This window comes from Flagellimonas flava (assembly GCF_900129665.1).
Taxonomy (GTDB): Bacteria; Bacteroidota; Bacteroidia; order Flavobacteriales; family Flavobacteriaceae; genus Flagellimonas; species Flagellimonas flava.
Window position 1 is genome coordinate 1 of the sequence record NZ_FQWL01000011.1, and the last position, 21,982, is coordinate 21,982.

General features: G+C 36.9%; 20 protein-coding genes. 16 read left to right on the top strand and 4 right to left on the bottom strand.

The window, feature by feature from the left end; all coding sequences use genetic code 11:
- The 11 genes from BUC10_RS17910 to BUC10_RS17915 all read left to right on the top strand — a co-directional run.
- Positions 1-717 (top strand): hypothetical protein (locus BUC10_RS17910; RefSeq protein WP_073182022.1); only part of this gene is annotated, 717 nt, incomplete at its 5' end.
- A gap of 242 nt (positions 718-959) precedes the next feature.
- Complete coding sequence (locus BUC10_RS17285; RefSeq protein WP_073182023.1) at positions 960-1,730, top strand: helix-turn-helix domain-containing protein; 771 nt, start codon at positions 960-962, stop codon at positions 1,728-1,730.
- 116 nt (positions 1,731-1,846) lie between these two features.
- On the top strand, positions 1,847-2,464 hold the full coding sequence (locus BUC10_RS17290) for a hypothetical protein (RefSeq protein WP_073182025.1): 618 nt from the start codon (positions 1,847-1,849) through the stop codon (positions 2,462-2,464).
- A gap of 4 nt (positions 2,465-2,468) precedes the next feature.
- On the top strand, positions 2,469-3,134 hold the full coding sequence (locus BUC10_RS17295) for a pyridoxamine 5'-phosphate oxidase family protein (RefSeq protein WP_131819099.1): 666 nt from the start codon (positions 2,469-2,471) through the stop codon (positions 3,132-3,134).
- Positions 3,135-3,220: 86 nt separating this feature from the next.
- A complete protein-coding gene (locus BUC10_RS18075) occupies positions 3,221-3,394 on the top strand; it encodes a DUF1272 domain-containing protein (RefSeq protein ID WP_417935133.1) in 174 nt (57 codons plus the stop codon).
- 215 nt (positions 3,395-3,609) lie between these two features.
- Entirely contained in the window at positions 3,610-4,371 is a 762-nt protein-coding gene (locus tag BUC10_RS17305; protein WP_073182029.1) for a DUF3108 domain-containing protein, read from the top strand.
- A gap of 101 nt (positions 4,372-4,472) precedes the next feature.
- Positions 4,473-5,558, top strand: a complete 1,086-nt coding sequence (locus BUC10_RS17310; RefSeq protein ID WP_073182031.1) for a helix-turn-helix domain-containing protein — start codon at positions 4,473-4,475, stop codon at positions 5,556-5,558.
- Positions 5,559-6,071: 513 nt separating this feature from the next.
- The gene (locus tag BUC10_RS17315) at positions 6,072-6,539 is read left to right on the top strand and encodes a hypothetical protein (RefSeq protein WP_131819100.1); all 468 of its coding nucleotides are present in this window, start codon (positions 6,072-6,074) and stop codon (positions 6,537-6,539) included.
- A 513-nt stretch (positions 6,540-7,052) separates the two neighbouring features.
- Positions 7,053-8,177 (top strand): helix-turn-helix domain-containing protein, encoded by a 1,125-nt coding sequence (locus BUC10_RS17320; protein ID WP_073182034.1) that lies wholly within the window; start codon positions 7,053-7,055, stop codon positions 8,175-8,177.
- Between the two features lie 90 nt (positions 8,178-8,267).
- On the top strand, positions 8,268-8,981 hold the full coding sequence (locus tag BUC10_RS17325) for a hypothetical protein (RefSeq protein WP_073182037.1): 714 nt from the start codon (positions 8,268-8,270) through the stop codon (positions 8,979-8,981).
- Between the two features lie 1,385 nt (positions 8,982-10,366).
- Positions 10,367-10,972 (top strand): collagen-like protein, encoded by a 606-nt coding sequence (locus BUC10_RS17915; protein ID WP_165614925.1) that lies wholly within the window; start codon positions 10,367-10,369, stop codon positions 10,970-10,972.
- 388 nt (positions 10,973-11,360) lie between these two features.
- Here BUC10_RS17915 and BUC10_RS17340 read toward each other — a convergent pair whose 3' ends face one another.
- A complete protein-coding gene (locus tag BUC10_RS17340; protein WP_084732698.1) occupies positions 11,361-12,401 on the bottom strand; it encodes a helix-turn-helix domain-containing protein in 1,041 nt (346 codons plus the stop codon).
- A 114-nt stretch (positions 12,402-12,515) separates the two neighbouring features.
- Here BUC10_RS17340 and BUC10_RS17345 point away from each other — a divergent pair, with 114 nt between their 5' ends.
- The 3 genes from BUC10_RS17345 to BUC10_RS17355 are packed head-to-tail and all read left to right on the top strand — an operon-like array spanning position 12,516 to position 14,293.
- On the top strand, positions 12,516-13,208 hold the full coding sequence (locus BUC10_RS17345) for a hypothetical protein (RefSeq protein WP_073182045.1): 693 nt from the start codon (positions 12,516-12,518) through the stop codon (positions 13,206-13,208).
- 17 nt (positions 13,209-13,225) lie between these two features.
- Complete coding sequence (locus BUC10_RS17350) at positions 13,226-13,909, top strand: hypothetical protein (protein ID WP_073182047.1); 684 nt, start codon at positions 13,226-13,228, stop codon at positions 13,907-13,909.
- A 27-nt stretch (positions 13,910-13,936) separates the two neighbouring features.
- Complete coding sequence (locus BUC10_RS17355) at positions 13,937-14,293, top strand: Dabb family protein (RefSeq protein WP_073182049.1); 357 nt, start codon at positions 13,937-13,939, stop codon at positions 14,291-14,293.
- Positions 14,294-15,281: 988 nt separating this feature from the next.
- On the opposite strand, the gene BUC10_RS17370 is transcribed toward BUC10_RS17355, so the two are convergent.
- The 3 genes from BUC10_RS17370 to BUC10_RS17380 form a co-directional block, all read right to left on the bottom strand.
- Positions 15,282-16,550 carry a serine hydrolase domain-containing protein gene (locus BUC10_RS17370; protein ID WP_084732699.1) on the bottom strand — a complete coding sequence of 423 codons (1,269 nt, stop codon included), beginning with the start codon at positions 16,548-16,550 and terminating at the stop codon, positions 15,282-15,284.
- A gap of 4 nt (positions 16,551-16,554) precedes the next feature.
- Positions 16,555-17,313, bottom strand: coding sequence for a DUF6090 family protein (locus tag BUC10_RS17375; RefSeq protein WP_073182054.1), 759 nt, complete (start codon positions 17,311-17,313; stop codon positions 16,555-16,557).
- A 529-nt stretch (positions 17,314-17,842) separates the two neighbouring features.
- Entirely contained in the window at positions 17,843-18,946 is a 1,104-nt protein-coding gene (locus BUC10_RS17380; RefSeq protein ID WP_073182056.1) for a bestrophin family protein, read from the bottom strand.
- 177 nt (positions 18,947-19,123) lie between these two features.
- Between BUC10_RS17380 and BUC10_RS17385 the strand changes: the two genes are divergently transcribed.
- On the top strand, positions 19,124-20,257 hold the full coding sequence (locus BUC10_RS17385; protein WP_073182122.1) for a PQQ-dependent sugar dehydrogenase: 1,134 nt from the start codon (positions 19,124-19,126) through the stop codon (positions 20,255-20,257).
- Between the two features lie 241 nt (positions 20,258-20,498).
- A complete protein-coding gene (locus tag BUC10_RS17390; RefSeq protein WP_073182058.1) occupies positions 20,499-21,980 on the top strand; it encodes a xylulokinase in 1,482 nt (493 codons plus the stop codon).
- Positions 21,981-21,982 lie beyond the last annotated feature (2 nt).

Sequence of the window (21,982 nt, forward strand, 5' to 3'; positions counted from 1 at the left end):
GACCTGTCCATTGAGTTGAGAATTGACGACGGAACTGACGGGGATTTGTTGAGCACCTTGAGAATCTTCAGAGAGTTTGTTGATAGAACTATTGAGGATGGCGATCCTGACCTTTCAGAAGCTGAAGCTGAATTGATCAGCTATGACATTTCCAGCTTGGAGCTTGTTGAGGAAACTGATGATGATGGTGAGGTGACCAACTCCTACAGAAGGGTAGAGTTCACTCGTACACTTGCTGAATTGTTGGGCGGTGCCTTGACATTCGGTGATCTAGGTGTCAACGACGAATTTAACTTGCGTGTTGAGATCGAAACTGCCGACGGCAGGATCATCACAACCAACGCTCCCGGTACAGAGAACTTTATTCAAGTTATCGTATTGGATTGTACTTTGTTGAATGCAGATGCACCATTCCCAGGTGAATATACCATCAACTTCTTCGATAGCTTCGGAGACGGATGGGATGGGGCTAAGATCACTGTTTCCATTGATGGTGGTTCTGCTCAAGAGTATACTATAGGCTCCGGGACTTCCGGTTCTGCCAAGTTCACTGTTCCAGAAGGGGCAACTTCCTTGGACGTTGAGTACGTTCCTGGAGCGTTCGAGTCTGAGCACTCTTATAACATTGCAGATCCAAATGGTAACCAAGCTGCAGTTGACGATGGTGGTGCCCTAGGTCCAGTTGTTGGACCTATTGGAATCGCGGTTTGTGAATAATACACTAAATCAGCATATGAAAAGGGCACCCATTTGGATGCCCTTTTTTTTGGAATGAAAACAATCAATCTTGGATATTTGATGTCTTCTCAATTAAATCACATTTTGAATCCTGAAGTTATGCAATGATCAGGTGAGACTTGTAGCTAAATCGATACCCTCAATTTCTTGAAAACTATTAATTAGGACATTATAAATTATTTATTAAATTCAGATTTCAGATATTAAAATTATGATGTTAAATGAACACCTTGACCTATAGTTCATATAACCCCAAAAATCTTATTAGGTATATAGAAAGCTACAATATTTATTGCATTAGTGAGGATAGTGAGCATATGCTCATACCAAACGGTCGCATGCAATTATTGTTTCAGTTGGGAGCTGCTGTAGATCATTCAACATCTTTTACCAAGGGTTGGGAAATAAGGCCAAATTGTTTTATCGCTGGCCCTTATACCAAAGGATATAGAATCAAGGTTTCGAGAGATTCAACATTGTTATCTGTTGTATTTAGACCTGGCAAGTATAAAAGTTTTTTTAAAAATTCAATTGATGATTTTACGGATCAGTTGTATGAACCAGAGATAGTTTGGAAAAAAACGGTTAATGAAGTTTACGATCAATTATCTCATAATAACTCAAATCAAGAAAAATGCAGTTTGGTCGAAAACTTTCTGACATCAATATTGCGACCAGATGAACCTTCTCCAATCGAATCCGCAGTGGAATCTATTATTCAGAATAGAGGAATTGTCAATATCGCTAACATATCTTCTTCTTCAGGCCTAAGTTATTCCCAGTTCAGAAAAAGGTTTAAAAAAGAAATAGGGCTGAGTCCTAAGAATTTTCAAAAAATTACAAGAGTCAATTCTTTGAATGAATTCAAAACTATACATAGAGATATTTCACTTACAAGATTGGCTTATGAATTTAATTATTCAGACCAATCCCATTTTAATAAGGACTTTAAATCAATCTGCGGATTAACTCCAAAGACCTACTTCAAATAGTGAGTGATTTTTACAATTTTTATTAAAACAAGCAAATTATTTTTGACCTATATACTTAATAAAGAGATGATTGCAACTTAGTCTTAAATCTCTTTAAAAAAGAAAATACTCGGGTCATGAAAATACTATGGGTTATAAGTGCTGTTCTTATTTTATCGACAAGCTGTACCACTCAAGGTAAGGAGAAAACAGCCGAAACTGCAGGTTTAAATCATATGACAAAAGATTATGGGAGCTTGGGTAAAGATGCCCCCAAAGAAACTGAGCAGTGGGGACAACTCGCGGGTGAATGGGAATGTATTTCAAAAGATTTGGATAGAAGAGACAAAGAAAACCCTCAGTGGTATTCCAATCGAGCTACTTGGCAATGGGAATATGTATTGGGCGGGCACGCCGTACTGAATAGGTATTGGCAAGAAGACAATTCTCCCAATCCGGTAACAAAGGATTTTTTTGCCACAGGTATTTTCATATTTAATCCGAAAACCAGTTTATGGGAGGCTGTCGTTTTAAATACCAGAGCTCACAGAATATCTTCTAAATTTCAGGCATCATTCAAGGATGGCAAGATTGAAATGCACGATGGTTCTGGTACATGGCTCGTTACTTTTTTCAATATAAAAAAGAATTCTTTCGATTGGAAATATGAAGTTTTAAAAGAAGATGGGGGTTGGAAATCAATAAGTGAGATAAGTGCAAAAAGAAAACACAAAATAGGAGAATTCAATATCTAACCTGTTGAATGTATTAAAAATGACCAATTCGATCAAGACTAAAATAAAACGAGTTCCTAAAAATGCAGTATATGAACTTGAAAGAATAAATGACATTATTGATAATAACTTCATTTGTCATGTAGGTTTTATCCATAATTCATCACCTGTTGTTATTCCCACGATGTATGGACGAAAGGAAAATTTCATTTTCATTCATGGAGCATCAGTCAGCAGATTAATTAAGAACCTAGAGAAGGGAGTAGAAATTTGTATTGCCATAACAAAAGTAAAAGCCCTTGTTTTGGCTAGATCAGCATTTAATCACACCCTAAATTATGAGTCTGTGGTGTTTTTTGGAAAAGGGAATCTAGTAGCTGAATCTGATAAACTTGGCAGTTTAAAAGTAATCTCGGATCATGTTCTAAAGCATAGATGGGAAGAGGTGAGAATGCCAAACCAAAAAGAGTTAAAAGCAACAAAAGTTATCAGAATTGAAATTGATGAATCATCTGCAAAAGTGCGTTCTGGAGATCCCCAGGACAGCAAAAGTGACTATAGTTTAGATGTATGGGCGGGGGTGCTGCCAATTTCCAACAATTTTGAAGCACCTATAGCAGATGCTCAACTAAAAAAGAATATTGGACTGCCAAAAAGTATTGAAATACTATTTGGCAATGGGAAACAGTAAAATGAATCAAGAATTCAGAAAACAAACTTTTGGTCAAATGTTTTCCATACATCCATAATTATCATATTAAAACAATAATCATGGAAATGCGTAAAGTTTGCGAAAAGTGCTTCATTTCATTGGAATTGGATAGCAAGGCCTATATCTGTAGTTATGAATGCACTTATTGTGAAAGGTGTAGTCTTAACATGGATTGTATTTGCCCTGTATGTTCAGGGGAGTTGGTTGCGAGACCTAGAAGAGTTACATCTCTAAAATGATCGGAAGTGATACCTATTCCTAGTTTAACATATCTATCGGGAAATTCTCTTTTTAAATTCAAAACCAGATTCATAAAGATCCATTGTAATATGTGCATAGATTTATCGCTAATATGGGACCCTCCTTGATTGAAATCTCAATTTAGGTTATGGCATAATTTAGATATGATGCCAAAGTATTCAAACTTCCAGCCTACTAATGTAAACTAATCAGGATGAATTTTATCAAATGGACAGAAACGAGAACTATTGCTAAAACCATTATTTCGATCTATGTATTCTCGTTTCTTATAGCATGCCAAGAAAGTCCGCAAAAGGAAAATGTCCCGATACACAAAAAGGTATTACCAGGGCATGAAGATATTGATTTACATAAAATCAAATTATATTCTTCAAAATACTTTAAACCTTTTGGTGAAATGACCTATGATTTAAACAAGGTCAAATTTGATGATAAACAATTGTTACAATTGAATATTGGATTCGAGGTAAGAGGCAGTCAGTCACCAGATACAGTATTCTTTGATTTGAAAACCCTAGCATTCGTTAAAAGATCTTTCAAGAATAGTTTCTCTAAGTATACTGGGAAATTGATGTTTAAAAACAACAAATTAACAGGGGCTCTAGAACCTTATACTGATGACTCGGATTTAAAAGAAAGTCTTCAATTTGATAAGCAATTCTCTCATGGTTTATTTGAGCCTGCTATGCTGAGTTATCTTCTAGGCTCTTTACCACTGCAAATTGGTTATTCCGCTTCTCTTCCGATGCTGGATTTAAACAATGGAGGTTCAATAGTTTGGGCCAATATAGAAGTTGTCGAAAAGAAGAAGATCAAGGTAAAAGGGGAATGGTACGATACTTGGAAAATAATTTCCGATGGTAGTAGAAATAAGATTTTTTGGATAGACGTTGCAGATAACAAACTTGTTAAAATGAAGAACGAGGGGGTTTGGTTTCAATGGAAACTAGAATAGCATCGATACTGTTATCCGTTTTAATAGATTAGGGTTAATCAGGTATTCGTTAGTATGAGTAATGTCCTTTCCCTAGGCAGACGTGCTTTAAGCAAGGAAATATGTGGGAGATTATAGTAGGATCATTATCCGTCCAATCTTTTTTTGTTGGGGTTTTATTTCTTATTAAAAGAACTGGTGACAAAGTAGCCAATAGGATATGGGCGCTATTTCTTTTCCTGCTTTCATACCATATTATTTATAACACTATGTACTGGGTTGGGGTAGATTCGAACTGGTTCAAAAAGCTCGATTTGTTCTACATGGTTCCTATGGCATTATATGGGCCACTCTTTTACATGTATGTAAGTAGAGTATTAACAGGTAAAAGACTTCCATATAAGGAATACATATTTCATTTTTTACCTGTGTTTTTTGTTATTGTTTTTTTTGGGAAATATTTCTTCTTACCACTAGAATTTAGGGGAGAGGCAGTGGAAAATGAAAGTTTTTTCGTGATTCAACCTTGCGATTATTATGGAGTTTTATGCCTGCATATTTTGGTTTATGCATTAATTGTTTCGGCAAAGAGATGGAGGGAAAAACATAAAGGCAACTCAACCTGGCTTTTTGCGATAACGGTAAGTTTCATCCTTTTCTCAGTGACGTTGGTGGTTTATTATTTGCTAGTAATTAACGAAAATTTAGAGCTTGAAGAGGACTACATCATTAATATTAGTATGGGCTTATTTGCATTAATCACAACTTATTTTGGACATATTTCGCCTGAAACATTTCAAGATAAGACATTCAAACAAGTATTGGGTTTTAAGAAGTATCAAAATACTGGTTTGTCAAAAGGAATGTCTTTAGAATATAAAAAAAAGCTAGTCCGTTTAATCGAGAATGACAAGTTATATTTAGACAGTGAACTGAGACTGGATGATTTGGCCAATAGGCTTGGAGCATCGAGGAACCATACATCCCAAATCATAAATGAACATTTCCATATGGGGTTTAATGACTTCATCAATAGCCATAGAATTCAAGAGGCAAAAAACATGCTTGATAAGAATAACGAAAATAACAAAATCATTGAAATCGCCTACAGGTCAGGTTTCAACAATAAGGTGTCTTTTTACAAAGCATTTAGAAAATTTATTGGAATGACTCCAGGGGAATATTTGGACATTTCCAAAATTGTCTAATCAAATCTTGATTGCAATTTGTCACTTTAACATTCCTTACAATTTTCTCAGTATGAGAATTCGTTCAAATTGAAATATTTTCACATTTGATGATTCAAGAATTGAATCAAATATGATGTTTTCGCAAGACCACTTGACTCTAGAATATAGTAAATGGTAAATTAAAAAACATATTTATTGAACATCAGCATTGCTACTCAAGAATTCCTTCGGCGTAATTTTCAAATACTGAAATTCTGAGAAATTTTTTCTGAAAAAATCTATTTCAAAAATCTTTGAGCTGATATAGCAAATGAACTGTGCAGCAATTGTAAGAATAGAAAATTATTATTCCATGCCAACAGTATATAAAGGTATCTTCTTACGAAGATTTACGCTTTTGCTGTTTTTAAATTTTACCTTTCAAAGGTTAAAATAGCGATTGACATGTTGTTAACAAAAAAGCAAACTTTCGTTCTTTTTATATTACTGTTGAGCTTAAATCTATATTCTCAGACGAAGAAAACGAATAGCTTGAATGAGCAAAAAAAACCTTCAACTCTATATGCAAATTACGACTTTTGGATAGGAGATTGGGATGTTTCATGGAAGGAAAAAAATGGTGATAAAGGGAAGGGAAGAAATACAATTACCAAGATTTTAAATGGAAACGCCCTTCAAGAGAAATTCATTGTAACGGATGGAGCAGGAATCGGATTTAAAGGTCAAAGCATATCATATATAGAAAAATCCACTAACCAATGGAAACAGTTATGGGTCGATAATAGAGGAATTAGCTATGAGTTTTTTGGCGATTTCCAAAACGGGGACCCCAAATTTTGTACCAAGTCGATAGAACGAAATGGAAAAACGATTTTCTACAGAATGGTTTTTAAAAATATTTCAGAGAATACTCTTATTTGGGATTGGGAAAAATCCATTGAAAACCAGCAGTCATGGGAGTTAATCTGGCGCATTAATTATAATCGTATTGAGCTCTGATTTTGCCAATATACCCTGGAATATAAAAACATTTTCTATAAAGTTCGATTGATATGATGTTCGTAGGCTGTCAGTTAAGTATATATAGTTTTGTTCTATACTTTTTGTTTAAATGACTCATCCGACCGACCGTTGATTGTTGATTTTTTAAAATTGTTATGGAGCGATTCGTACGACTCGTAGAGGTAAATATTCTCGAATATGGAAAAAGACTTTCATTTAACACTTAATAAAACCTTGATGTAGGAAAGTTTCCATGGAAGAACTTTTTGCTTGTATATAAACTAATATTGGAGACTGTTTGGGGCGTGCACTTGTTAATACACTTTTAGTCCTACCCAACCTAATCAACCTATTAACGCACATGAATTCGAAATCAAAGATAATATTAAGTAGTCCCTAAATTTTGGTTTTAACTTGTTTTTCAGGAGAAAAATAAGAGCTACTTAATCATCCTTTTACTTGCTTGAACCATTTGGTATATTGGATATATGAAACCATTTTAAACTATCAATGTTATTCGATTGGAAATGTGTGTTACTGCTTCTAGGAGCTGGAAATTGTATTATTATTGGTTTGATTTTACTTTTTGGAAACACAAGCCATGTCAGTAAATTTTTGGGTCTACTCACTACCTTCTTTGGATTCCATTTTGCCGAATATGGGGTGTTTGGGAGTGAAAAATCATTTGATATCCTGGCATCAATTTTCGCTTACAGATATCCTTTCCGGCTTTTAATGGGGCCTTTGATTCTTCTTTTTGCCCAAAGAGCATTGAACCACAGAAAAAAAAATTTACTTAACTCTTTAAATTTTATAGCTCCAGCACTGTCATTGGTTTTTTTATTTCCTTTTTTTCGGTTAGATGTATCGGAGAAAAGCTTGATTCTTAGAAATTTTAGGCCATTCACTGGAGATTATTATTCTATGCTTTTTTCCATTTTATGGATACTTTCTCTGGTATCATTATTTGTATATTCTTTGATAAGTCTAAAGAAGATAGGCGAGTATAACAAGCAGAATTTGAACAGATCTATTGCCGAAAACGAATTTGTATTATTAATATCTAAACAAGTGTTAGTTCTATGTATATTGGTGCTGGGTGGATATATTATCTGCCTTTTTTTAAGATTTACGGGTATATTTCATTCGTCACCATTGTATTATGTTCTATCGATTATCTTAACAGGACATTTGGTTTTCTGCAGTGCTAAGGTTGTAGCTGCAAGTGTTCTAAGTAAGACAAGTTTCCTCCTTTCTAAAAAGGGAAAAATCAATAGCCCAAATAACAGAGCTTTTGAAAGATTAGCGGAAAAAAATATCAAAATGTATCTTCTGGAAAAAGAATGTTATCTAAATTCAAATTATTCAATTGATCATCTTGCGATAGAATTAGAAATCAACAGGGCTACCCTTTCAGCGTACATTAACAATACATATGGCACAAGCTTTCCAAACCTTATAAATCTGCTGAGAATTGAACATTCGAAAACGTTGTTATGGACAACCGACCTGAAAATTTTAGCGGTAGCTTTAGATTCGGGTTTTTCAAACAAAACAAACTTTCACCGAGTTTTTAAGAGTCAGGTTGGCACAACCCCAAACAAGTTCCGTCTTCGAAAAGATAAATTTAAGTAACAATTTGTAAAGATGTTACTCCAATTAGGACAGAAACGCATCTTTCTTTCTACTTCTTTATGTTCTTTTGACTTATAAAATATTTAAGACATGGTTTTTAGAAGAATACTCATACTTATTACCTCGATTAGTTTGGTAGGTTTGAACGCCCAAACCAATGATTTTGAAAAACGTTTGGAAGAAAGTTATAACCTTTATACTAACGGCGAACATATAACAGATTGGTTGGATGGTATTGAATCACTTGAAAAATTGGGGAATGAATTTTCAAGTAAAACCTTAGCCAATTACTGGGCCAGTTATTTTTACACCCAGGTAGCCAGGGCCTTGGTCAATGCCAAAGAAGTACCTAAAGAGATAAATACGAAATACTTACTTGATAAATCTCAAGGGAATTTGGATCTGGTACGTAGCAGAATTGATGGGTCATCTTCCGTCAAACCATCAGACATCCATGCACTGCAATATTTAATTTATAGTTTTAGAAATGGGACCTCTAAGGATGATTTAATGAAAAAGAAGTTTTCGGATAAAGCTGAAGAAGAACTTAAGAAGGCAATTTCTTTGAACCCCAACAATCCTTTATGTGATGTTATTATTGCGACAAACCTTATTAAGAAACAAGACCTTGAATCAGTTTTTGCAGGAAGAATTTTATTGATAAATGCTAAAAATAAATTTGATCAAAGTATGGAACCAAAATTTCTTACCACTAATTGGAATGAAGAGTGGATTAAATTTTGGTTGGCCGGAGCAAATAAAGGGGTTAAATTCTTAACGAATCCCAAGCAAGTTAAATCTTAAAAGTGAGCTGGTAACTTCATCATTGTCAGCTTTGAAATTTTTCCCCATCAAATAACCGATAAAAATGATTTGAGCCAGCTTGTTTGTTCCTAGTTAAACCATTGCTTTTCACTTTATCTGCGGAAGAATATTGTATTCAAGAAATCACTCTCGACAGCGATTTGTAATTCCGTGAGTTTATAGAAAAGCAACTAAAATGTTACGACTTTTGACCTAACATAAGACAGTGAAATTCTGGTAATTTTCAACGACGAAATCAAATCAGATGATGGAGCGCCAAACTACTAATTGTATTGCGATTTACACGAATTTGTTATTGGTTGTTTTTGATGTTATGTATGGCCCCCTAAAGGGGGCTTTTTTCACTCCTTAAAGGCAGTTTGACCGGTTATTTCTAAAAGAACTTCAACTTGGGATTCTTGCTGAAAACCCTCAATAAATATCTAGTTAAATGATGATTTTAAATGTATTCAATATTTTCCATGTAAAATTTGATGCATTTCCATTTCAAGTTTGTAGCAATCTAGAAGCTACTCCTCCTATACATATGTTACAACAAATTTCCGACTTATTCCCGACCTAAAGTCACTTAAATAAGTGTAATTATTTGAAAAACATATATTTATATATAATTATTTCTGCCTTCTAAGCAGACGGTCGCAGGTTCGAATCCTGCCGCGATCACCACCTCAAAACCCCAGTATAACTGGGGTTTTTTCGTTTCACAACATTTTTTGTGTCATCAGATAGAGGGGTTGAATTCCACTTAAATACGTCTTTAAACAGACTTATTCCGATTCTAATGAAGATTTGAGTTAAGCCAGCACAATTGGTCAAAGCTGTTATTCCACTAGTCTCATAAATCCATTGATAAACCTGCTTATAAAGAAAGCTACTTCGCATAAGAAAACCTGTTACTCCCCATTTTTTATGTCATCCTGTTTTGGCAATCTAAATCTATGGGTTACTTGCCCCAATAATTTTACGCATTCAGGACAATTAGATGCTCTTATTTCACTTAAATCAGTTCCTGGATTATAGGATTTTCTACAATCGGAATAGACTTTCATAAAACCCATTTTGAAATCCCTTGTTTGAATCTTAATGAATGAATTTTATTAATCTTATTATCTACCTATTACTATTGAATAAAACTTCAGGGAATATCATTCAATAATATGACTTTAATTCCCTTGGACAACTTCTGTAAACTTCTCATCCCATTTCATCATTGTTACATAACGAAAAGCATTTGTTACATATTAAAAATGGTATAGTACTGCCTGACATTACTTTTGAAACATTCAATAGGCCAATTTGACCAAAGACAAATAGATCTAGAAAAACTTCCCTCTAAAAACAAGGTTAACATTAAATCTAAAATCATGAAAAAACTACATTTCATTTTTTTGACCATTGTTGCAATGGCATGTACAGTTTTGGTTGCTTGTTCTGCAGAGGATGGTGAGACAGGACCTCAGGGACCACAAGGAATTCCTGGAATTGACGGACAGGATGGGTTAGATGGGCTAGATGGAACAGATGGTCAGGACGGAACTGACGGCCAAGATGGCAACGCTAACGTAATTTTTTCCAATTGGATGGAGGCAGATTGGAATGTGCAAGACGACCCTAGGGCAAAGACAATGAACATGCTAATTACAGAGATAGATAATATTGAGCTTAGGAATAAAACCTTGGTGTTTGTATATCTACAACAATGGGGAACGTCAAGTATTTATCCCATGCCCAATGCTGGCCGTTGGTCAAACACATTGTATTCCTATACGTTTGGAAATAATGGGATAACCTTAAACGGTATAACCGTAACGCTTATAAGTACCAACGGGGTTGATTTAACTGAATTTCAGTACTCGGGCTCCAGAGGAAACAGGTTTCGGTATGTGTTGATTCCTGAAAGCGCCCAATCGGGCAAATTGGATTATTCCAACTATGAGGCGGTAAAATCTTTTTACAACCTTCCAGATTAAGCCTTTTAAATCAGTAACAATGAAAAAACAATAGGATTCATTCTCTCGTGCACTTTGGTAAGCCCTATTTGGAGCCGCCAAAAAAATGACACGCTTTTACTAGTTCAGCATGGGTTTAAATTCGACAATAGTTTTAAGAACATCTTTATAGATGCCATTGATTGGGGAACGGGAGGACTTTGAGGGGTATGTCCTTTGCCTCTTTGGATTATTATCACGCTAGAAGCATATCCCCAAAAACCGCCCTTCGTCACACGGAAGGGAGCGCTTTACAGAAATACCTTTATGACCGTCAGGTGCCCTCCATAACCTCTTCAAGAATGGAATTTGATATAAATTTCAGGGATATAACTTTTTTAAACGAATACCTTTTCTCCTCGGTTCCAATTTAGCCGATGACACTGTATTTTTTCCTATACTCCGCAGGTGTAAGTTTGTTGTATTTCTTGAAATTACTATAAAAAACTGAAAGGCTATTAAAACCACTTTCAAAGGCTATGGCCTCAATACTTAGATTATTGGTGTTCACGTCCTTTAGTAATTGTAGTGCGTATTCAATTCTAAAATGGTTTAGCAGTTCTGGAAAACTCTTGTTCTCAAAGTTGTTCAACGCTATGGAAAGAGTATGTCTGTTGGTACCTATTTTGTTAGCAAGAATAGATATGGAAAGATCATTTTTGGTATATAACTTATCCTTTTTTAGTACGGTGATTGCATTTCTTGCTATATTCTTCAACGCTAAATTCCCCAACAAGAGCCTGTTGGTTGATTTTACAATAAAACCATAATTCCTCATGGCAACCCAAGCAATACCAAAAAACACTAGTGCCTCACCGAAGGTCACAAGAATATAAAACGATCTATCTTTTAGAATTGCCTGCATCACAAATCCTATCCATATAAAAAGCATTGAAACCGTTAATTTGGAAACCCATTGTACCTTCCTATACTGTCCGCTGTGACCCGACTTACGGTTTTTCCAAATGCCCCAGAAGCCATTCACAAAGTAAATCAACATATGAACCAGACTAAAAACATAAATAAAAAGTAAAATTCGATGCTTTATGTTAAATGGTCCGTTATGGGCTAGCCATGGAAGAATCATCAACACCAAAAGCATAGGGGTCAAATGCCAGTAATTAATTTCCAACCGCACCAAAATAGCATTAATGTAATACCAATACAGTGGTCCAATGGCCAACATGCCCACGATTCCAAATGAGGTTAAGGTACTGGCATACTCTGGAAAGAGGATGTAAATTACCGACTTGGCAATCCTTAAGGCAAAGGCCAGTAGGATAAAAGCTAGTAGGTGTCTTATGATTCTATACCTCCTATTTCTTTTATCCATAAAGAGGTACAGGGCAAAAAAAATGGAAAGTCCCAATAATAGGGAACTGGCCATCACCATTAAGTGTGTGTAGTCCATAGGAATGATTTCTACAAAAATAATTGCCTGTTTTGAAATTCTATTTCATGATTTGCAAATCAGGAGGGGTAACCTCTCTAAAATTATCAAATTTGAGTCGTTACTACCACATTTATGAAACAATACCCATTTTTATTTCTTTGGCTTTTGTTGATGTCTCCACAACATATTTGTAGCCAGGAAACGGCAGCTAATACTGCGGTACAGGAGTTCCTTGAGAATATGGGCGGCGAGGAACTTTGGAAATCAACCAACTTCATTTACTTGAAGGAGAAAATGTGGAACAAACAAGCTAACGTCATTGATATGGAGGTCTGGCTTGATCTAACATCGCCAAAATCAAAAATCAAACTGAAAAACGAAACCTTTGACCGAGTAAGGGCATTTACCGAACACGGAGGTTGGGGCAAGCTAGAAAATGGCAGGCAATATGAATTTGATTCGTTGCGGTTAAAACAAGAAATAGCCAACTGGAAACGAAATATATATGCCATATGCCGCAGAATTGCCCTAGACAAGGAAGAACTGACCTTTGATCTTAAACCAAACAATATCTTAGAAATCTATGAAGACACGGGTACGTTATTGTGCATTGTTGAGCTTAACGTTAATAGTATCCCAATAAAGTGGGTCATGAAAAGTAGCTATGGTGAGGAAGTAACGCTGCATGGGCCCCTGGATACTTTTGGAAGATACAGGTTACCTGGATGGAGTACCTCTCAAGATGGTCACTGGCAGTTTGAATATGTTGAGGTAAAAGGGTATAAAACTGCACCTAATATTTCCTTTGAACCAGAAGATCATTAATACTGAAAAAGAACATCATGAAAAAAACTTTGATTTTTCTCCTTGGAACAGTAATGTGTTGGTATGGAAATGGTCAAGAGTCAAACTCCGAAAGACCGGAACGCATTGATAATCTAATGCAAGCTGTTGGTGATGAGAACGCTTGGCGAACGGCCAGAGGGTTTTATATGCTGGAAATTGCCCATGTTAGTAGGTATAAATTGCCTTTGGTAAGGGAATTTTGGATTGATTTTGAGCAACCTAGGATTATGATGGTAAGCAATAATGTAGAACTAAATGAAATAAGAGTCTTGAACGTTGACCGCGGTTGGACCTCAAAAAATAATCAGGTAACAGCATGGGACGAGCAGATGGTTAATGGTTTCCGTTCTTTTTGGCCAGGAATACCTACGCGAATTTTCCACCTTATTGCCTCCAATGACCCCCATCTCACCTATGAGATTAAAGAGGATAGGATCATTTTTTATATTGATGGAGAATTCGTGGTTTGGATAGCAACCGATCCAAAGGGAAATCCAGTGGCTTATGGGCGGTCCAACAATCATGCAGAGACCCATTTTCTAGGGGAAATGCTGCCATACGGGCCAGTCCGTTTGTGGAAAGAAGCCTTTGAGCCAGGAGGGCAATGGGGCGTTCTTATGGCGGACTATCAACTACTACCTACCCTATCCAACGTGTCATATTCCCAACCCAAAGACTAAAGGTTCAAGCGTTAGACCGACATACCTATGAATAAAGGATTTATCTACATTTTCTTGATTTTTTGTTGCTCAACTGCTTGCCAAAAACGCACTGAATTCCATCATGTTTTGCTTTATACATGGTCAGAAGTTACAGAAACCCACGAGAAAGAAGCTTTCCTAGAACTCTTCGAAAATCTACCTTCTAAAATTGAAGGCCTAGAAAATGTCAGTATTGCCAAGGTTGAAAACTCGGTAGACGGTCATGATGTTGTAGTTGATATGACATTCCAATCAAAGACGTTTTTAAAAAATTATCAAAACCACCCGAATCATCAAAAAATTGAACATTTGGCCGACAAGATAATTAGGGATTACTCTTACTTCCAATATGCACTGAAATAAACAATTGCACTGAAATTCTTCCCTAGGCATAGACACTTGGCCATGATGATTTTTAAATGATTCAGGTGGTTTTTATGTGAAACAGCCATATAAAAATATAGAAAGTAAAACCAGACCCGCTACCATGTTTCTAACTGATGCTATTTTTGGAACAATTTCACATCTCTCAATAAACAAGGTCTTTTTTTGGAACTTATGAGATATCAATATTTATTTTCATGATTTAAAAAGCTAAATGAACATTAGACCAACTAGTATTCCTATTATTACTAGCAGGGATTCTATTTTGGTCAGCAAATTTTTGTCTTCAAAGCTTACCCTCAAAACAATTCCTACTAATATGTATATGGGACCTATCAAAAACACCCCTAAACCAATATATCCTCCCCAAGGCTTACCTGGTAAAAAACTTTTCCCAGTGATCAAATACATAATACCTGTTATTGTGTATATCAACCCAAATATTGTCAAAATGGGTATGTGTATTACTTTTTCTTTTAAAGAAATCCGATTGTTTGACAACTCTTGATGCTATTTACGAGGTAACATTAATTAGAAATTATATGTCAGAATTTTGTGCACGGTAGTTCATATTCTGGGTTTATTCGATTAAATAAATCTCAGTTTTATATTTCTCAAATTGCCTTAAGTCGACTTGTGAATATTTTGGTTCTACGGATGAATAGAATACATCTATTTCAGAACCAATACAGTGATTTTCACTAGAGCACTCAAAATACCGGACCCCACATTTTCCAATATATTTGTTGCCATCAACTAGATAGGTGTATTTCAAGTAATAACTAGATTTCTTTATATGTTTTAGTTTAGCGATTTTTCCTATTGTGTGGGTTCGATTATCAGCTACACTCTTGTTTTTTATAAGATGAAATATAGTTACACATAGTAATACAGAGACTAAAAAGATAAAACCGATTTTGTCAACTTTTTTAGCATTTTTCAGAAATTGCATTAGATTTTTTTGACTTTAATGGCTAATTTTCTCGCTCATGCCCTTCTCATATAACCCCATTTTGTTCCATATGGAGTAGAATTGATCAGCACCTTTCTCATCAAGATCCGTATTTACAAATAGTAACTTTCCAGTTTTCGAATTTGGATTAAAAAACATAAACGTTGACACACCGGGATCTCCACCCATGTGGCCTATTTGTCCGATAGGCGTATGACCAATAAAGAGTCCACTGTTATATTCATCATCAAAGGGTCTATCTGTGTCTCGTTCCCCGTCAAAATTGACGTCGGAAAGAAACTCGCTGAAGAAAAGTTTATAACTCTTTTCTGTCAATAGTTTGCCATTTCCTGAAAACCCTTTAATAATCTCAGAAAGATATTTTGCTTTGTCATTGACCGAAGTTATTAGACCACCGTCTGGATAGGTGATTAATTTATAATTGGGAATTCGTTTACCGTCAACGGTAAAAAGTGAGGTAAGCTGTGTTGTGTCCAGTTCGGTTAACTTCCATCCGGATGAAGTCATTTCCAAGGGGTCCAAGATATGTTTTTGGGTGAAATTGTCGTATGGACTCCCTGTAACTTTTTCAATTATGTAGGGTGCCAAGGTGGCGCCAACATTAGTATACTCGTAGTGTTCTCCAGGTCTGTTCTCTAAAAAACTCGTCTGCTGGTACCATTTACCCTCTGTTGATAAAAAGCTTTGGAGAAATGTTCCCATGTCCATGTCTGATTCGGGAGCATTGAACCCCTCCGCGCTCGGTATCGACTTGATTTTTATGGTATCTTTTGCGCTCTCAAGAATATACGATTTCTCTCCATATAAATCCCCGTCTTGGATGGAGGAAGTATGCGTAGCTAACTGCTTAATGGTTATCGTATCCTCTGGATAAAAGGGATTGAATACTTCAAAAGGTAAATAGTTGTTTACCGGGTCTTCGATATTAAGCTTGTTCATTTCTTGTGCTTTCAACAGGGAAATACCTATAAGCGTCTTTGAAACAGAAGCTATGTTTTGTATAGTGTGTTTGGTATAGGCTTTTTTATGATCAAGTCTAGCATAGCCAAACCCTTTGGCATACAGCGTGGTGTCTTCATTTACGATTGCAACACCGAATCCCTTTATACTTCCTTGCTTATGAATTTGCGTCAACTCAGAGGATAGCGAGTCCTTTAAAACTTCAAAGCTTGAAGAATTTTGGACTGTGCCTTCTTTTTTACACGAAAAAAAAGAAATACCCAATAGGACAATTAATGATGCTTGCCTTATATTTTTTTTCACTTGATTATTTGTTTTGTTGTGCTTTGCAAATAGTCAGTATTTCATCAATGTAGGTCAGTAGTTTTTCTTGATATTCAACTCTGAGTGTTTCTAGCCATGTCTTCGAAATCAATAATCCCAGATAGACATTATTTGTAATTAATTTCTCAACTGGCTCATCAAGTTCTTCATAACTTAATAAGACGCCAAGTTTTTCCCGTTGAATATCATGAAGTAGGGCAGGAGCCACATCGGCTGATATTCTGTTCATTTCGACCAAATAGCTCATGGATTCATCATGGTCCTCAAAACCTGAATTGATATCAGCTGCAAATTGTGATAATATTCTTTTCAGGTCATCACTTTCCAGGATATCAATCTTACCGGAACTTACCATCGCATCATAAGTTCCTGTGACAAATTGCGCTTTCCACCAGGATTTAGCCCCCGAAGCAACCCAGAATCTGACCGAATCCTTGTTCACAACCTTTTGATTCGATTGCATGGCAGCAATTAAGGACCTGCTCATCTCAATCATGTCTCTTTCCCTACTTATGGCTTCCTCAATTCTGATTTTGTTCTGTTCAAAATCTTCTACCAAGGCAACCAGTAACCTCTGCTCTTCCGCACTTCGCTTTCTAGTCTCGCTCCAATTATTGATTTGAAGCGCAATTAAAATTCCAATAACCACAAGTACCACCTCACCTATGATGTAAAGTAAATACTTGCTAAATCTATTTTCCTTTAACAGCGTTCGCCGAATTTTCCCAAAAACACTAGGCATATGGAGGACTTTTGATTTAAACGGAACCTATTCTCTATTCCGTTATTTCATAAAGATAAACGATTACAAATTTTTTGATGTCGGGAAATCAAAGAAGGTGATGTGTTTATTCTGAAGCTTTTTAAGAAAAATTAAAAACAATTACAATAATCAGTACGATGATGCAAAGCAACTGAATAGCTCTTTAGCTCATTATCATATCTACTAATTTGAGGTTGGGATGGCTACCAAATATTTTTTTAGAAAATTCATCATCGTTTTTTAAAATTATCTATTCCAAACCTTCTTTTCATAATTTCATAAACAAAATAAACATCAGACCAATTGATATTCCTAATTAACGACAACGGGAATTCTCTTGTTTGACAACTCTTGATGCTATTTACGGGGTAACATTAATTAGAAGTCGTTTATTTAAACATTACTAGATATTGCTTACAAACTAATCCAACTTTCGAGGACATGGTGAAAATTTAATGTTCTTGTTGCAACAGCACTAAAAACCGCGGGTTAACGTTTTTCTATCCCCTTACATCACAATATCGTTCTTCCACTGATAGGGAGCAGGAATATCCGTATCATCAATAAGTTGTCGGATATCAATTTCAATACCCCGACTCATATCGGTAATGGGAACATCATTTGGTCCTCCTTCAAAGGGGTTTTCCGTATTTTCCCCTATGGCTTCCATGGTATGAAAAACCCAGGAAATTAAGGCGCTAAAGGGAATAGAGAACCAAACAAAGTGCTTTCCAATAAATAATTGTAGGTTTTGGGTGAATTGGAAATAGGCCGGGTTTACTTCAAGATACAGTACAATTTTGTCGCCTATGGCCTCAAACTCCTCCATGATCCCAAAAGGAATCAATAGTACAAAAATCCATACGAAAACATAGTTTAGGGTAGCAAACTGCCTAGGATACGGAAAATTCTTTATCCGTTCACTTTTTCCTTGGAGAGCATAGAACTCAGTTAACATGGACATCATTTCCATATGCCGGAAGTCTTCAATCAGGCCTTGATGCATCAATTCACCAAGACGCCGGGATTGTATTCCCAATAGTTGGGAAGCCTGATTGCCTTTGGCAAAAATTTCATCAATTTCATCCTTCGAAATGTAAGGAGCGATTACTTCCCCGATGGGCACAGTATCCTCGAGAACCGTAAGTTGGGCTGCCCTGAATTCCCGATTGGATTTTTGGTTTTTAAGATGGGTTTCCCAGGGTTTGTCTTTTCTAAGCTGGTACCGTAACGCAGTTAGCCAAGCTACATGTCGGTGCACCAATTCCCGTTTTATAGCTTTAAGCTCATCAGCGCTTATAGGTTTTTTGGAGTGCTCTGGGGTTACAAAATCTTTCACCATTATGGTCCAAGAACGGGAAGCATTTACAATTCCTCCCCATATTTTGCGAGCTTCCCAGAGTCGATCATAAGAAGCATTGTTCTTAAAACTGACGATAAAGGCAACCGCTGTACCCAAAACGCCGAGCGGAAGCCATGGCACGTGCAACCATTTCCATCGCAAAACCTCAAAAAGAAATACAGGGATTGTTGAGAGTAGAATAAACAAGAATATATGTCTTCTGGTCCAGTGGATGACTCCTTTTATGGGAAATATTCTGCGTGTGTACATGGGTTATGGCGGTCTATTAGATTGATTACAAAATAGGGAATTTCAAACAGAAGTTATAATACACATAATCGGGGCCTTCATACTTTGTTGATTTATAAATCCATCAGAGTTGCATCCAAATCGGTTAGGGCATCAACAAAAAAAAGGAAATCTTCCAGGACTTAATGTTCCATGCTTATGCGATTTAGAAACCATATAATCCTTTTTATTTTGCTCTGTTTGTTGTGTGTTCTTGGCTCTTGCCACCCAACGCAAGAAATACCCGTATTTAAGAGCGAGGAAGTAAACTTTAAACTACGTAAGATTGCAGATAGCATCCGTGTGCCTTTCGGAATGGATTTTCTTCCGGGCGGGGACATTTTGGTGACCAATAGGTTTTCAGGTGAGCTGATTCGTGTGGAAATCCAAACAGGTCATAAAACAGTTCTTACCGGTGTTCCAAAATCTTATTCGAGGGGTGATGGCGGAGCTTTGGATATTTTGCTGCACCCTAATTTTGAAAACAACAAGTGGTTGTATTTTTCGCACTCTATTGGAGACTCCACAAGTAGTTCAATGGCCATTGATAGGGCCAGGTTAAAGGGAGATTCTTTGGTAGGCATACAGCGCATTTTCACGGCTTTCCCATTTTACCGCTCCCCCAGTCACTACGGTTCAAGAATGGCTTTGAAGAAGGGCCATCTATATTTCACCATGGGAGATCGTTACGATCTAATGGATTCCTCACAAACTTTGGGAAACCACCTGGGCAAGGTAATGCGCATTCTCGAAGATGGCCGCATTCCGGGCGATAACCCGTTTTTAGGTAGGCCAGGCACAAAACCGGAACTATGGAGTTATGGGCATAGAAATCCTCAGGGACTCACCCTGCATCCTGAAACAGGACAACTTTGGATACATGAGCATGGTCCCAAGGGCGGCGATGAGCTTAATTTGGTGAAACCAGGTTTAAATTATGGCTGGCCTGTCATTTGCCATGGGATAGACTATGATGACACGCCGATTGGCGCAGGAATAACCCATAAAGAGGGAATGGAGCAACCTGTTCACTTTTATACCCCTTCAATTGCTCCTAGCGGAATGGAATTTTATACAGGAGATAAGTTCAAGGCATGGAAGGGAAATCTGTTTATTGGGGCGATGGCATTGACCCATTTAAATCGATTGGTGCTGGAAAATGGAAGAGTAGTTCATGAGGAGCGGATATTACAGGATTTCGGTAAGCGAATCCGCGTAGTTCGGCAGGCACCAGATGGATTGATTTATATAGGAGTGGACGGGGGAGCCATTTACCGATTGGAGCCACTTTAGTCAGAACTGTAAAACTAAGGTCTAAATTAACTCTTGTCACCTTACATTTTACGAAAACCCTTTCGTAAAATTTCGTTATTCACGAAAAAAAGTTAAACAGCTTGTAATCAGGTATTTAAATCTATTTTTTTACTACTGAATCGGTATTTGCCTTTTTGATTTTTACATTTACTATCCTGAAAACTCCCGTTTTGGACGTTGCATTTTTTACATTTGAAGAAGACCAACTCCAGAACAATCCATGTATTATTTAGGAATAGACGTAGGAAGCTCCTCTGTTAAAATCGCACTGGTCGAAATAAAATCAGGAAGAAGCCTCGGTGTTGTACAACAACCTGAGCAGGAGATGACTATTGATGCACCTCAAGAAGGATGGGCGGAACAAGAGCCGGAGATGTGGTGGAATCATGTTTGTGAGGGTATACATAGAATAAAGCAAAATCTTGGTGTTTCCAGAAAAGATATCCTGGGGATAGGAATCTCATACCAAATGCATGGCTTGGTCATTGTGGATGAGAATGGAACACCCCTTCGTAAATCCATTATTTGGTGCGATAGCCGAGCCGTAGTTACAGGGAATAAGGCCTATGAGGCAATTGGCAAGGAAAAGTGTGACAAACACCTTTTGAATTCCCCGGCCAACTTTACTGCTTCCAAATTGAGATGGGTCAAGGATAATGAGCCGGAAATCTTCGAGAAAACGGCTAAGTTCATGCTACCGGGGGATTATATTGCATTTCAATTTTCTGGAGAAATCAACACCACCGTTTCCGGACTTTCAGAGGGCATATTTTGGGATTTCATCAACGATAAATTAGCACAGGATGTAATGGAACATCACGGGTTTTCCAATGATTTGGTTCCAAATGTGGTGGATACTTTTGGGGTCCAGGCCGTGGTTTCAAAAAAAGGATCTGAGCTTAGTGGACTTTTGGAAGGCACACCAATTTTGTATAGGGCCGGCGACCAACCCAACAATGCATTGTCTCTCAACGTATTTCATCCGGGTGAAGTGGCGGCTACAGGAGGTACCTCGGGCGTGGTGTACGCGGTCACTGATAATCTTTCTGTAAAAGAGAGTTCAAGGGTAAATAATTTTGCCCACGTCAACTACAAAAGGGGCCAAGTGCAAAATATTGGAAAACTATTATGCATTAATGGAGCCGGAATCCAATACCGATGGCTGTTGAATAATTTAGCAGTTTCATCCTATGATGAGATGAATACATTGGCCAGCGAGGCGGAAGTTGGGGCCGATGGTGTTTGCATAATCCCCTTTGGTAATGGTGCTGAGCGCATGCTTCTGAACCAAAATATTGGAACGAGAATCGTGAATCTTAATCTAAACAGACACTCAAGAGCCCATATCTGCAGGGCCGCGTTGGAAGGCATAGCCTTTTCCTTTGTTTATGGTGTTGAAATCATGAAATCTGACGGAATCAAAGCTGAGGTACTGCGAGCAGGTAACGATAACCTCTTCCGATCGAAAATATTTGCCAATACCATCTCCACACTTATTGAACAAGAAATCGAAATCTACGATACCACCGGGGCTATAGGTGCGGCTAGAGCCTGCACCATTTATAAAAATGGCTACGGAGCATTTTCGGGCTATATGAAAAACGATCATGTCAAGACATTTACACCCATTAAGGACAAAACAGAGTATAAAAGGGCATACGAAAATTGGAAAAAAGAACTGGAACTAATCATGAACAAATAGCA